13 protein-coding genes and 1 rRNA gene are annotated in these 13,600 nt (G+C 48.0%); 13 read left to right on the plus strand and 1 reads right to left on the minus strand.

What is annotated here, in order from left to right; all coding sequences use genetic code 11:
• The 12 genes from rrf to rsmI form a co-directional block, all read left to right on the plus strand.
• A 5S ribosomal RNA gene (gene rrf / locus AC4EHJ_RS16645) occupies window positions 1–69 on the plus strand; the annotation flags it as partial.
• A gap of 154 nt (window positions 70–223) precedes the next feature.
• Window positions 224–1,654 (plus strand): aminotransferase class I/II-fold pyridoxal phosphate-dependent enzyme, encoded by a 1,431-nt coding sequence (locus AC4EHJ_RS16650; protein WP_490976701.1) that lies wholly within the window; start codon window positions 224–226, stop codon window positions 1,652–1,654.
• A gap of 64 nt (window positions 1,655–1,718) precedes the next feature.
• On the plus strand, window positions 1,719–3,251 hold the full coding sequence (gene ppx, locus AC4EHJ_RS16655; RefSeq protein WP_490976738.1) for an exopolyphosphatase: 1,533 nt from the start codon (window positions 1,719–1,721) through the stop codon (window positions 3,249–3,251).
• A 70-nt stretch (window positions 3,252–3,321) separates the two neighbouring features.
• The gene (locus AC4EHJ_RS16660) at window positions 3,322–5,433 is read left to right on the plus strand and encodes an RNA degradosome polyphosphate kinase (RefSeq protein ID WP_490976702.1); all 2,112 of its coding nucleotides are present in this window, start codon (window positions 3,322–3,324) and stop codon (window positions 5,431–5,433) included.
• A 113-nt stretch (window positions 5,434–5,546) separates the two neighbouring features.
• Window positions 5,547–6,182 (plus strand): dTMP kinase, encoded by a 636-nt coding sequence (tmk, locus tag AC4EHJ_RS16665; RefSeq protein ID WP_490976703.1) that lies wholly within the window; start codon window positions 5,547–5,549, stop codon window positions 6,180–6,182.
• A gap of 87 nt (window positions 6,183–6,269) precedes the next feature.
• Window positions 6,270–6,599 (plus strand): cyclic di-AMP receptor DarA, encoded by a 330-nt coding sequence (gene darA, locus AC4EHJ_RS16670; protein WP_135502387.1) that lies wholly within the window; start codon window positions 6,270–6,272, stop codon window positions 6,597–6,599.
• A gap of 105 nt (window positions 6,600–6,704) precedes the next feature.
• The gene (gene holB / locus AC4EHJ_RS16675; protein WP_490976704.1) at window positions 6,705–7,697 is read left to right on the plus strand and encodes a DNA polymerase III subunit delta'; all 993 of its coding nucleotides are present in this window, start codon (window positions 6,705–6,707) and stop codon (window positions 7,695–7,697) included.
• 4 nt (window positions 7,698–7,701) lie between these two features.
• Window positions 7,702–8,514, plus strand: a complete 813-nt coding sequence (locus AC4EHJ_RS16680) for a PSP1 domain-containing protein (protein WP_490976705.1) — start codon at window positions 7,702–7,704, stop codon at window positions 8,512–8,514.
• A gap of 10 nt (window positions 8,515–8,524) precedes the next feature.
• Entirely contained in the window at window positions 8,525–8,881 is a 357-nt protein-coding gene (yabA, locus tag AC4EHJ_RS16685; protein WP_416143808.1) for a DNA replication initiation control protein YabA, read from the plus strand.
• 107 nt (window positions 8,882–8,988) lie between these two features.
• On the plus strand, window positions 8,989–9,726 hold the full coding sequence (locus tag AC4EHJ_RS16690; protein ID WP_490976706.1) for a tRNA1(Val) (adenine(37)-N6)-methyltransferase: 738 nt from the start codon (window positions 8,989–8,991) through the stop codon (window positions 9,724–9,726).
• Window positions 9,713–9,982 carry a GIY-YIG nuclease family protein gene (locus AC4EHJ_RS16695; protein WP_490976707.1) on the plus strand — a complete coding sequence of 90 codons (270 nt, stop codon included), beginning with the start codon at window positions 9,713–9,715 and terminating at the stop codon, window positions 9,980–9,982. The genes AC4EHJ_RS16690 and AC4EHJ_RS16695 overlap by 14 nt, the downstream gene beginning before the upstream one ends.
• Entirely contained in the window at window positions 9,979–10,848 is an 870-nt protein-coding gene (gene rsmI, locus AC4EHJ_RS16700; RefSeq protein ID WP_490976708.1) for a 16S rRNA (cytidine(1402)-2'-O)-methyltransferase, read from the plus strand. Before AC4EHJ_RS16695 ends, rsmI begins: the two co-directional genes overlap by 4 nt.
• 50 nt (window positions 10,849–10,898) lie before the next feature.
• On the opposite strand, the gene abrB is transcribed toward rsmI, so the two are convergent.
• Window positions 10,899–11,177: a transition state genes transcriptional regulator AbrB gene (gene abrB, locus AC4EHJ_RS16705; protein WP_135502400.1), complete on the minus strand. Its 279-nt coding sequence runs from the start codon at window positions 11,175–11,177 to the stop codon at window positions 10,899–10,901.
• Between the two features lie 332 nt (window positions 11,178–11,509).
• On the opposite strand from abrB, the gene metG reads away from it, so the two are divergent.
• Window positions 11,510–13,471, plus strand: coding sequence for a methionine--tRNA ligase (gene metG, locus AC4EHJ_RS16710; RefSeq protein WP_490976709.1), 1,962 nt, complete (start codon window positions 11,510–11,512; stop codon window positions 13,469–13,471).
• Window positions 13,472–13,600 lie beyond the last annotated feature (129 nt).

A 13,600-nucleotide genomic window follows, 5' to 3' on the forward strand; every position in this document is an offset into this window, starting at 1 on the left:
GGCAGTTAAGCTCTTTTGCGCCGATGGTAGTTGGGGGTTTCCCCCTGTGAGAGTAGGACGTCGCTGGTCTAGAGAAAGAAAACCGTTGCCTTAACCGGCAGCGGTTTTTTTGTGCGTCCGGATATCATCCGGATCACTGAGCGCCTAACGGTCCGCTGCATTAGTGAAAAATATGTGGATTCGATATAATGGACATATTCTTAACCACAGAAGGATGAAACCTATGACACAGCGAAGACCTTTAGTTGATGCTTTGGTGAATTTTCAGCAGCAGCATCCGATTTCCTTTCACGTGCCGGGCCATAAGAACGGCACGCTTTCTGGACTTCCCGACGCGTTCAAGTCTGCGCTTGCATATGACTTTACGGAACTTACGGGTCTGGACGATCTCCATTATCCCGAAGAAGCGATAGATGAGGCACAGAAGCTCCTGGCAGAGGCTTATGGGGCACAACAGAGTTTTTTCCTGGTTAATGGATCGACCGTCGGCAATTTCGCGATGGTCTTTGCGGTATGCGAAAAAGGGGACATGCTCCTCGTCCAGCGAAATTCGCATAAATCCGTATTCCATGCACTTGAATTGGCTGGCGTCGAGCCAGTTTATCTGGCCCCGGAATGGAACGCCGATTCCTTGTCAGCGGGCTCTCTGCGACTGGAAGACGTGAAGAAAGCAGTAGAAGCCTATCCAAAGGCGAAAGCCCTTATGCTAGCGCATCCCGATTATTACGGCATGGCAGCGGCAGACCTGGGCGCGATCATCCTGTATTGCCACGGGAAAGGCATGCCAGTATTGGTTGACGAGGCGCATGGCGCCCATTTCCTGGCGGGTCAGCCTTTTCCAGAATCTGCGTTAACTCTCGGAGCTGATGCTGTCGTCCAGTCAGCCCATAAGACCCTGCCGGCAATGACGATGGGGTCATTTTTGCATGTGCAGGGGAACTTGGTGGCAAGCCGGAAAATCAAAAAGTATTTGCGGATGCTGCAGTCAAGCAGCCCTTCCTATCTCATAATGGCATCGCTTGACGATGCGCGGGCATACATCGAAAATTATTCGCAGCCCGACATGCGCAGCTTTTTAGAAAAACGTAAGCTATTTGTGGAAGCGCTAAAAAGCATTCCGCAACTTGAAGTGTATGAACCTGACGATCCGCTAAAGTTGATGCTAAGGGTTGCGCACCACAGCGGATTTCAGCTGAAAGAGCAGCTTGAAGAAATGGACATCCACCCGGAATTGGCGGATCCGTACCAAGTGCTGCTGATTTTGCCTTTATTGAAACAAGTGCATTCGTATCCTTTTGCGGAAATACGGAGCCGTGTGAAAGAGGCGGTCCGGGCTGTACTGCAAGAAGAGCGGAAAACAGTAGGCATGGCAGTGCCAGAATTGCCGAAAATCAGCATACCGGATATGCCGTTCGGCGCTCTCGATATGGAAGAGACGGAATGGATTCCTTATGCAAAAGGGCTTGGACGGATTTCAGCGGAGATGGTTGTGCCTTATCCGCCCGGAATTCCACTGGTGCTGCCAGGAGAACGATGGACGCTTGATAAATTGGAAATCTTGGCTGATTATTTGGCAGCGAGCGCTCAAATTCAAGGTGAACACCGCCTTGAAGAAAAATTAATCTGTGTACTGACGGCTGAGAAAGGCCGCTAAACCTGTAAATTCGGGTAAAGTAAGGTATATCGAAATTTCAACAGGTCAGGATGTGGGGAACATGATGGATAAGGATAAATACGCAATCGTCGATATCGGCTCCAATACAATGCGTCTGGTTATTTACACGCGTGACAAAAGCGGACGGCTGACAGAAACAGAAAACGTCAAAGCGGTGGCCCGCCTGCGCAGCTACCTGTCAGAATCAGGCAGTATGGAAGACGAAGGAATTGATGTACTGGTGGATACATTGAAAAGTTTCCAAGAAGTGACGAGGCACCATAATTTGGATGAAGTTAAATGCGTCGCGACAGCGGCCGTTCGGCAGGCCAATAACCAGCAGGACATAGTGGCGCGTGTCAAAAAAGAGACGGATTTCGACATTCGGGTGTTGTCTGAGTATGAAGAGGCCAATTACGGCTTTTTGGCTGTCGTCAACTCGACGCCGTTTGAAAGTGGAGTTACCGTGGATATCGGGGGAGGCAGTACAGAGCTGACGTTCTTTGATAACCGCAAATTAATTTATTTTTATAGTTTTCCGTTCGGCGCATTGTCGTTGAAAGAGCAGTTTGTCAAAGGCGATATGCCGACAGGGGATGAGCTTAAAAAGCTGCGTGCTTTTTTGAAAGAACAGTTCCAGACCTTGCCATGGCTGAAAGATAAAAAACTGCCGCTTATCGGCATTGGGGGAAGTGCGCGGAATATGGCGCAGGTCCACCAGGAATACATTGAATATCCGCTCGCAGGCGTCCATCAATACAAGATGTCAGCTGCCGACGTTAAAATGGTCAATAAGATGCTGCTGTCGATGGATTTTCAGGAGATCCAGCGCGTGGAAGGATTGTCGAAAGACCGTGCCGATATCATCATTCCGGCTATTGAAGTGTTTACGTACTTGATGGATTACATCAAGGCGGATGTGTTTGCTTTAAGCCGCAAGGGGCTGCGGGACGGCGTCTTCTACGAGCAGCTGACAAAAGATTTCGAGATGCCGATTTTCCCGAATGTCGTTGAGGAAAGTTTTTATGAGCTGGCCATCGATTACGACATCAATTTAAAGCATGCCTCGCAAGTTAGTACGAATGCGATGATGATGCTGCATGAACTGGAAAAGCACGGAATCGGTCCGATGAGCCAAAAAGATGAAAAGTTTATCCGGTTAGGCAGTTCGCTGTACAATCTCGGTTCTTATATCGATGCAGAAGCGAGCCATCAGCACACATTTTATCTGCTTGCGAATCGTACGATTGACGGATTATTGCATAAAGAACGCCTGACGGTAGCGCTGATCGCCTCGTTCAAGAACAAGGAACTCTTCAAGCGCAATGCGACGCTTTACCAGGATTGGTTCGGGAAAGATGAGCTTTCGAAATACAGCTTGTTCGGCTCGATTGTCAAATTGGCCTATAGCTTGAATGCCACTAAACGTGACATCATCCAATCGATTTCCGTAGAGCCCGAAGGCGGCGATTTGGTATTCCAGATCCTATGTGACAACGATTGGGGACCGGAGCAATACCAGGCGGAAAAACAGAAAAAGCATTTGGAAAAACAGCTGAAGAAATCCATTGAACTGAAATTCATCCGGAAAAACTAGCCGTACCGCCCGGTCAGGATTGATTGATGGGAAGAACGATGGAAATTTCAAATAAAAGGTGGTGGAATTTGTGGGTACGACCAATAAACAGGCTGTCGACTTGAACGATCCTTCCTATTACAATAACCGCGAACTTAGCTGGTTGGCGTTCAATGAACGCGTGCTGCAAGAAGCGCTGGATGAGCGGAATCCTTTGCTGGAACGAATGAAATTTTTGGCGATTTTCAGTTCGAACCTTGATGAATTCTTCATGGTGCGTGTGGCAGGGCTGCAGGATCAAGTGAAGGTTGGATTCAACAAGCCGGAAAACAAGGCGGGTATGACGCCTCAGCATCAATTGAAGGACATCGCCAATACGACTCACCAGTTAGTGGATGTGCAATATGAGACATGGAACAATGTGCTGCTTTCGCAATTGAAGGAACAGGGAGTCAGGTTTCTGAAAATCGCTGAATTGAGTTCCAAAGAACTGAAAGATGCGGAAGCTTATTTTGACGAACAGATTTTCCCGGTGCTTACGCCTATGGCAATTGACGCTTACCGGCCATTCCCCATGCTGCTCAATAAAAGCATAAACTTGGCGATTGTGCTGAAAGATAATGACCATGAGGCGGAAATGCGCTTTAAAACCGCCATTGTCCAAATGCCTGCTGTATTGGACCGGCTGGTGATTTTGGGAGGGAAAGCGGGAAAAGAGCGCATCGTCTTGCTTGAAGACATCATCGGCCATTTCATCGGCAAGCTGTTTCACGGCTTTTCGGTTTTTTCCGTATCGGTATTCCGGATCACCCGCAACGCTGACATGGCCATTCATGAGGAAGGCGCGCGGGATTTGCTGAAAGAAATCGAGAAAGAGCTGCGGAAACGAAAATGGGGCGCTGCAGCGCGGCTTGAAATACAAAAAGAGGGCTTTGATCCTGAAGTGCTTGCTTACCTTATCGACGAACTGGAAATAGACCAAAAAGATGTCTATGAAGCCAAAGGACCGATCGATTTGACGCTGTTTTTTAATTTTTATAAGAAAATGGCTAAAACCCATGGCAAGCTTGTGTTTGAAAATCGGATATCCCAGCCTTCCCGCGACTTGGAGTCTGACGAAAACATTTTTGACAAAATAATGGAACAGGACATCTTTCTCCACCATCCGTACATATCGTTTGAACCGGTCGTGGAGTTTGTTTCCGGGGCTGCAGATGATCCGGACGTCTTGGCGATTAAGCAGACGCTGTACCGTGTCAGCGGGGATTCCCCGATCATCAAGGCGCTGAAAAGAGCGGCGGAAAACGGCAAGCAAGTGACCGTGCTTGTGGAGCTGAAAGCCCGCTTTGACGAGGAGAACAACGTCCAATGGGCGAAAGAGCTCGAACAGGCCGGCTGTCATGTCATTTATGGCATGACGCATTTGAAAACACATAGCAAAATCACCTTGGTGGTGCGCAAGAAAAACGATCAAATCGAGCGCTTTGTACATCTAGGCACTGGCAATTACAACGATCAGACAGCGAAAGTCTATACCGATATGAGCTTGTTCACGTCAAAAAGAGAGTTTGGGGTCGATGCCACGAACTTCTTCAACTTTTTGAGCGGCTATACCGAAAAGCCGGAATTCCACCATTTATCGGTTGCGCCGTTCACAATACGAAAAGATTTTGTGCGCCTGATAGCGGAAGAAATCGATTACCACAATAAATACGGCAACGGCCGCATCATCCTGAAGATGAATTCATTGACGGATAAAACATTGATCAAGCGCTTGTACGAAGCTTCGATAGCAGGCGTCCAAATCGATTTGATTGTACGGGGCATCTGCTGCTTGCGCCCAGGGATCAAAGGCATCAGCGACAATATCCGTGTGCGCAGCATTGTGGGCCGTCTGCTCGAACATAGCAGGGTCTTTTATTTCTATCACAACGGCGAAGAAAAGACCTATTTGTCATCCGCGGATATGATGACGCGCAATATGGAAAACCGTATCGAAATTCTATTCCCTGTCTATGACGCCAAGATTAAAGCGGAAGTGAAGCACATCCTGATCATTTCTCTGAAAGACAATGTCAAAGCGCGTGAACAAGACAATAAAGGGCAATACCAGTACGTCAAACGCAAAGGCGGAGAAAAAGAGATCAACTCCCAGGTGATCCTATACAACGAAGCCTATCAAGTCGCGGAAGATGAAGAATAATGCTGGGGAAGGGCGCCTAATTGGCGCTTTTTTATTGCAGGCGGGCGAAAAAAAACGGCAATTGCTGTATAGTTGAAAGAGTTTAGAACAACAGGAAAACAGGTGAAGACAGAATGGGTTATTTGATCACACTGGAAGGCGGAGAAGGTTCCGGCAAAACCAGTATTTTAAAATTAATGGCGGACATTCTCGCACAGCAAGGGCATCAAATTGTCTGTACGCGGGAACCGGGCGGCATTGAAATTGCCGAACAGATCCGCCGGGTCATCCTTGACCGCAATAATTCAAGCATGGATCCGCGCACCGAAGCGCTGCTTTATGCAGCGGCGCGCCGCCAGCATCTTATAGAAAAAGTCATACCGGCGCTGGAAGCCGGGAAAATCGTTTTATGCGACCGCTATATCGACAGCAGCCTCGCCTATCAAGGGTATGCTAGAGGCCTTGGCATCGAGGAAATCTATACGGTCAATAAATTTGCCATCGATGACTACATGCCGGATTTGACGCTGTATTTTGACGTCGAACCGCAGGTGGGGCTAGCGCGGATTGAAAAAGATGCGGGGCGTGAAATCAATCGGCTGGATGTGGAATCGATGAAATTTCACGAAACCGTGCGGGAGGGCTATCAAATTCTGGTCGGCCAATATCCAGAGCGCATCCAGGTCATTGATGCCGGCAACAGCATCGGAAAAGTCCTCGAAGATGCCCTCGCCGTTGTAGCGGATTTTATGGGCAGCCGGAAGAACTGATAACACGCCGGAAAGATATACAGCGTAAGTATTTGTTCATGTTATAATAGAGAAAGTAGAAAACATTTCTTAAGGGAGTGAGTGCTGATGAAACTCGTCGTAGCAGTCGTGCAGGATCAAGATAGCAACCGTCTATCCAATGCGTTAACAAAAAATGATTTCCGGGCTACCAAACTTGCCAGTACGGGAGGTTTTTTACGCTCAGGAAATACGACTTTCCTAATTGGTGTCGATGACGGGCTCGTGCCGAAATTGATGGATTTGATCCGCGATAATTGCCGTGCGCGCGAGCAGATGGTAGCACCTGTTTCTCCGATGGGCGGCAACGCCGATTCGTATATTCCGTACCCGGTGGAAGTGGAAGTTGGCGGAGCGACGATTTTCGTCTTGCCAATCGAGCAATTCCATCATTTCTAAACTTTGCAACCACACATCACCGGCCCTTTTCAAGCCGGTTCATGACACGCCCGTGCTCCATTTGGAACACGGGATTTTTTACAACGTAAGGATGAAGGTGACATTGTGCAAAAAACGATAGAAGAGCTGCAAGAAATTCAGCCCGTGGTCATGAAGAGGCTGCAAGGCGCTTTTGAAAAAGACCGCCTTGCCCATGCATTTCTTTTCGAAGGCCCCGCCGGCTCCGGCTTAACGGAAATTACACACTTTTTCGTTAAACTCCTGCTGTGCGAAACGCCTTCGCAAAATGTTCCATGTGAAACATGTCGAAGCTGCCATTTATATAATACAGGAAACCATCCGAACATCGTTTTCATCAAACCGGATGGCCAGAACATCAAAATCGACCAGATTCGTGAGTTGATTTTTAGCATGAATAAGACGGGCTTTAGTTCGGGCCGTAAAATATATGTCATCGAAGAAGCGGATCGCATGAACAACGCGTCCGCTAACGCACTGCTGAAATTTTTAGAGGAGCCGGAATTCAATGTGACGGCAATCCTACTGACGGAGCGGGTCAATGCCATCATGTCGACGATCCGTTCGCGCTGCCAGCTCGTGTCATTCCAGCCGTTATCGAGGCCGAAGCTGATTGAGCAATTGCTCGCAGGCGGCATGACGGGTTCAATGGCGGCGACGGTGAGTATGCTGACACAGAGCGAAGAAGAGGCCGTTGAGCTAAGCTTGGATGAAGCATTCATCCAGCAGCGCAAGACTGTGTTAAAATTAGTGGAAACCGTCAATGGCAATGTCCACGAAGCTCTTTTATTGCTGCAGTCGGAATGGCTTCCGCTGTTTAAGGAAAAAGAAGATGCCGAAAGAGGGCTGGACATGTTATTATTTGCATATCGGGACATCGCTTCGGCAAAAGCGGATCTTGAAACCGCTCGGACGTATCCGGATATGGAACAAACTTGGAAGCAGATGGCGCTTCAGCGTTCTTTTGCGGTATTGTCCAAGCAATTGCAGGCCATTTTATGGGCCAAGCAGCAATTGCCGCGCAATATGAATCGGACGCTGCTGATGGAGCAATTGATGCTGAATCTGCAGGAGGGGTAAGCGAGTGTATAATGTCATAGGTGTCCGCTTTAAAAAAGCGGGTAAAATATATTATTTTGACCCAGGTGAATTTGCGATTGAAAAAGACGATTACGTCATCGTTGAAACGGCTCGGGGAGTGGAATACGGCAAAGTGGTCGTACCGATGAAAGCAGTCGGGGAAAACGATGTGGTATTGCCGCTTAAGCAAGTGGTGCGCGTAGCAAGCGGCCGCGACCGCCAGCAGGTGGAAGAAAACCGCCTGGAAGCGGGGCGCGCTTTTGAAATGGGAACGGACAAGATTGAAGAGCATAAGCTGGACATGAAGCTCGTGGATGTTGAATATACATTCGACCGCAATAAAGTGATCTTTTACTTTACTGCTGAAGGGCGCGTCGATTTCCGCAACTTGGTGAAGGATTTAGCGTCGATTTTCCGGACGCGCATCGAGCTTCGCCAAATCGGCGTGCGCGATGAAGCGAAAATGCTTGGCGGCATCGGCCCTTGCGGACGCATGCTTTGCTGTTCGACATTCCTCGGCGATTTTGAGCCGGTGTCGATCAAAATGGCAAAAGACCAGAACTTATCGCTGAACCCGTCCAAAATTTCGGGTCTATGCGGCAGGCTTATGTGCTGTTTGAAATACGAAAACGATGAATATGAATTAGCGAAAAAAGAAATGCCGGATGTCGGCAGCCGTGTGGGGACACCGGATGGCGACGGCCGCGTGGTCAGCATGAACATTTTGGAACGTGTATTGAAAGTTCGCCTGGCTGAGCAGGAACAGACACTTGAATACGCATTAAGTGAGATAATGGACCAAGGAACGAGAGCGTGAGGTGGTTTAAGTGAAAGATAAGAATTTTTTAGATACGGTCATGGAATTCGAGCAGCAATTGGAATCGATGCAAGAGCAGTTCCGGGAATTGAAATCGGTCGTGGCGCATACGATGGAAGAGCATCATGCGCTGCAGCTGGAAAATCATCACCTGCGTGCTCGTCTAGATGAACTTCATCAGGCGGTGCCGGAAGCTGTTGCAGATCCGGTGAAGTTGAAAAAAGCGGTCATGGATATCGGCGAAGGCTATGATAACCTGGCGCGCCTGTACCATGAAGGCTACCACGTCTGCAATGTACATTTCGGCAGCTCGAGAAAAGGCGACGATTGCCTGTTTTGTTTATCTTTTTTAAACAAGCAAAATTAAGGCTGGATTTGCTGCGTGCTTTAAGCACCAGCACGGCTGACCAATAAGAAAGGCTTCCGACACCTTGCGTGGCGGCAGCCTTTTGTTATGTAAGAGGAGTTGGAAAGATGTTATTGGACGACGAAAGGCTCGATTATTTATTGGCGGAAGATTTGCGGATTATTCAAAGCCCCTCGGTCTTTTCCTTTTCGCTTGATGCGGTGCTGCTGGCGCGGTTTGCGTATGTGCCGCTGAAGCGCGGGGCGATTGTGGATTTGTGCACTGGCAATGGCGCCATTCCGCTGTTTCTCAGTGCACGGACGGAAATGCCGATTATCGGGGTGGAGCTGCAGGAGCGCTTGGCCAATATGGCAAAGCGCAGCATCGACTATAACGGGCTCAGCCACCGCATCGACATCATCCAAGGCGACGTCAAAGAAATACCAGCGCAGTTGGGCATTGAAAAATTTGATGTAGTGACTTGCAACCCTCCGTATTTCCCGGCGCATGAAATGAGCGACAAGAACATCAGCGAGCATATGGCGATTGCGCGCCACGAACTGCACCTGACACTCGATGAATCGGTTGCTGCCGCGAGCAAGCTGCTGAAGCAGGGAGGCAAAGCGGCATTTGTCCACCGTGCGGGGCGTCTTATTGACATCATCACAGCAATGCGCGCCAATCGGCTGGAGCCGAAGCGGGTTCGGCTGGTTTACCCGAAAGCCGGAAAAGAGGCGAATACGCTACTGATTGAAGGCATTAAAGACGGCAAGCCGGATTTGAAAATTCTGCCGCCGCTGATTGTCTACGGCGATGATGGGGAATACACAGAAGAAGTGAGAGCGTTGCTATATGGAAGCCAATAAGCATTATTTTTACGTGCTGGAATGCGCGGATGGTTCCTATTACGCCGGGTACACCAAAGATTTGGAGAAGCGCCTGGAAGCCCACAATTCGGGCAAAGGCGCAAAATACACACGGGCGAGAGGGCCTGCTGCTTTGATTTACCAGGAGCAGTTTGAAACGAAGCCGGCCGCGATGAAAGCGGAGTATGCATTCAAGCAATTGCCGAAACCGAAAAAAATCCGCTATATCGCGGACAGAAAGGAAGACGGCCAATGAAATCGCAAAAAAGTTTCCAGGAAGACCAAGCGACCTTGTATCTCGTAGCAACGCCGATCGGCAATCTCGAAGATATGACCGTGCGTGCTATCCGGATTTTGAACGAAGTCGCAGTTATCGCGGCGGAAGATACACGCAATACAAAAAACCTCTGCAATTATTTCGATATCCAGACAAAGCTCGTCAGCTACCACGAACACAACCAGGAAAGCGGCGGCTATAAGATCCTGTCGTACTTGCGGGAAGGGAAGTCGGTGGCATTGGTCAGCGACGCTGGCATGCCATGCATTTCAGACCCCGGAGAAGACATCGTCAAGCGTGTACTTGAGGAAGATTACCCGGTCGTGCCGGTACCGGGTGCAAATGCAGCACTCAGTGCGTTGATTGCTTCCGGCATTGCGCCCCAGCCGTTTCTGTTCTACGGATTCTTGTCCCGCGGAAAAAAAGACCGCCTCACTGAATTAGAGGCATTGAATCAGAAATCGGAGACCCTGATTTTCTATGAAGCGCCGCACCGCTTGAAAGACAGTTTGAAGAGCATGCAAAAAGCATTTGGCGATGAACGGCGAATCGTGCTGGCACGCGAAGTGACGAAGAAATTCGAAGAATTCCTGCGCGGCACGGTCGGCGAAGCGGTGGAATGGGCGGATGAAAATACAGTCCGCGGTGAATTTTGCGTCGTTGTCGAAGGCAATGCTGAGCCTGATGTGGTGGAAACTGAGAAATGGTGGACGCATCTGCCGATTGCGGAGCATGTTGCCGAAGTGATGGAGAAAAAGGATGTCTCATCGAAAGAAGCGATCAAAGAAGTGTCAGTTGAGCGGGGCCTCTCCAAAAGGGAAGTGTACCAAGCGTATCACATATGAAAAAACCGGAGTGCACAGGCACTCCGGTTTTTTACGATAATAGCTGGGTTTTATTTTTTTAAGTGGCCTTGAATTTCTTTGACAAGCATTTCTGCGCCTTCAGGGCTTAAAATCAATTTTCCGCCTACAAGTTGCATGTTTTCATCTGACACTTCGCCAGTAACTGCACAAGTCATATTCGGCAAATACTTTTTCAAAATAATTTTATCGTCATCTACATAAATCTCCAAAGCGTCTTTTTCAGCGATTCCTAGCGTGCGTCGCAATTCGATTGGAATTACCACTCGTCCTAGTTCGTCTACTTTACGTACAATACCTGTTGATTTCATATCATTCTCTCCCCTCAAATTTGTCGGATGTTTTCGCCAAAATTCGACAATTACCACTTCCTGTCATAAATCATACCAAGTAATGGCAATTGGGTCAATAAAAAACTATCGCTCTCATAATAAATTTTACAAAAATGTGACGCTAAATTGATAAAAAGACTTTTTATCTACTATTAATTTCCAAAATAACTAAATTTGCTCTTTATTTAACAGAAAAATAAATAATCTGAAATATGAGATATTGTCGAATTGACATTCTGATATGAAATATTGTACAAAATTGGCTCTTTCGTTAAAATAAGAACTATACCAAAAAACTGGAGGAATTTTTCGTGACTGCTAAAAACAATACTTTTTATATAACGACCCCGATTTATTATCCAAGCGGAAAATTCCACATCGGTACGGCTTATACAACCGTCGCTTCTGATGCAATGGCTCGCTATAAACGCTTGAAAGGTTTCGATGTCCGGTTTCTTACCGGAATGGATGAACATGGCCAGAAGATTGAGGAGAAGGCAAAGGAAGCCGGCAAAGCGCCTCAGGCTTATGTTGACGAAATGGCGGAAGCTGCAAAAAAAGTATGGTCAATCATGGACATCAGCTATGATGACTTTATCTGCACGACCGAAGAGCGCCATAAAAAAAGCGTCGAAAAAATCTTCCAAACGTTCTTGGACAACGGCGACATCTATAAAGGGGAATATGAAGGCTGGTATTGTACGCCGTGTGAGTCTTTCTATACAGAAGCTCAGCTTGTCGACGGCAATTGTCCGGATTGCGGGCGCCCGGTCCATAAAGTGAAAGAAGAATCGTATTTCTTCAATATGAAGAAGTATGCAGGCCGTTTGCTGGATTATTATGAAAACCATGCAGAATTCATCGAACCGGAATCGCGCAAAAATGAAATGATCAATAATTTCATCAAGCCGGGCCTTGAAGATCTATCGGTATCCCGCACGTCGTTCGACTGGGGCATTCCGGTTCCTGGAGATCCGAAGCACGTTATCTATGTGTGGGTCGATGCGCTATCGAATTACATTACGGCGCTTGGCTACGGTTCCGAAGATAACACGCTGTTCAATAAATACTGGCCGGCAGATGTCCACGTGGTCGGCAAAGACATCGTCCGTTTCCATACAATTTATTGGCCGATTTTCTTGATGGCACTTGATCTTCCATTGCCGAAGAAAGTTTTTGCCCATGGTTTTATCATGATGAAAGACGGCAAAATGTCGAAATCAAAAGGCAATGTCGTATATCCGGAAATGCTTGTGGAGCGTTACGGTTTGGATGCGACGCGTTATTTCCTCTTGCGTGAGCTGCCATTTGGTTCGGACGGCGTGTTCTCGCCGGAATCATTTGTGGAACGCACAAACTACGATTTGGCGAACGATCTCGGAAACTTGTTGAACCGCACCGTCTCGATGATCAATAAATACTTCGACGGCGAAGTGCCGCAAATTAAAGGGCATGTCACTGAATTTGATGCAACGCTTCAGCAAGTGGCGAAGCGCACGGTCGGCGTCTACGAAGAACATATGGAAAAAATGCAGTTCAGCATCGTGCTAAGCGAAGTGTGGACATTGATTTCGCGCACCAATAAATATATAGATGAAACGCAGCCGTGGGTTTTGGCGAAAGATGAAAGTTTGAAAGCGGAATTGGCTTCTTCGATGGCTCATTTGGCGGAGAGCCTGCGTATGGCAGCCGTTATGCTGCAGCCGTTCCTGCCGAACGCACCGAAGCAGATTGCAGAGCAGCTTGGTTTGTCCCAAGACGCGCTGGCATGGGAGACATTGGAGCATTTCGGCTTTATCCCCGAAGGCATCAAAGTTGTTTCCAAAGGGACGCCGATTTTCCCGCGCCTTGAAGTAGAGCCGGAAGTGGCGTATATCCGCGATCAAATGCGCGGGGATATAACACCTGCAGAACCGGAGCAAGCAGCAGAAGAACTGCCGGAGCAAGAGCCGGAGATCAGCATTGATGACTTTATGAAAGTGGATCTTCGCGCAGCGACGGTAATCGCTTGTGAAGCGGTGCCGAAAACGTCGAAATTGCTGAAATTGCAGCTCGATATGGGGTATGAACAACGCCAAGTGGTGTCGGGCATTGCCGAGCATTACAAACCGGCCGAATTGGTCGGCAAAAAAGTGGTGGTGGTCGCTAATTTGAAGCCGGTGAAATTGCGCGGCGAATTGTCTCAAGGGATGATTTTAGCAGGTCAAAAAGACGGGTTCTTAACGCTGGCGGCAGTGGATGCAAACCTGCCAAATGGCGCGAAAATAAAATAAACATTATATTGGTTGCTCTTCTTTTTACTAGGAGAGCGCCTTTTTTATTTGTATTTTATTAGGCGAATATTAGTAAAATGATATATAAAAAACATGTTTTGTTATACAAATGTAATGTTGGTGTGAAGA

The sequence above is a fragment of the Planococcus sp. TJ-301 genome, assembly GCF_058268475.1.

Coding starts and splice junctions, on each gene's coding strand:
- darA (WP_135502387.1), top strand. CDS start 6,270: ATGAAACTCGTCGTAGCAGTCGTGCAGGATCAAGATAGCAACCGTCTA.
- rsmI (WP_490976708.1), top strand. CDS start 9,979: ATGAAATCGCAAAAAAGTTTCCAGGAAGACCAAGCGACCTTGTATCTC.
- tmk (WP_490976703.1), top strand. CDS start 5,547: ATGGGTTATTTGATCACACTGGAAGGCGGAGAAGGTTCCGGCAAAACC.
- abrB (WP_135502400.1), bottom strand. CDS start 11,177: ATGAAATCAACAGGTATTGTACGTAAAGTAGACGAACTAGGACGAGTG.
- AC4EHJ_RS16690 (WP_490976706.1), top strand. CDS start 8,989: ATGTTATTGGACGACGAAAGGCTCGATTATTTATTGGCGGAAGATTTG.
- AC4EHJ_RS16650 (WP_490976701.1), top strand. CDS start 224: ATGACACAGCGAAGACCTTTAGTTGATGCTTTGGTGAATTTTCAGCAG.
- AC4EHJ_RS16695 (WP_490976707.1), top strand. CDS start 9,713: ATGGAAGCCAATAAGCATTATTTTTACGTGCTGGAATGCGCGGATGGT.
- ppx (WP_490976738.1), top strand. CDS start 1,719: ATGGATAAGGATAAATACGCAATCGTCGATATCGGCTCCAATACAATG.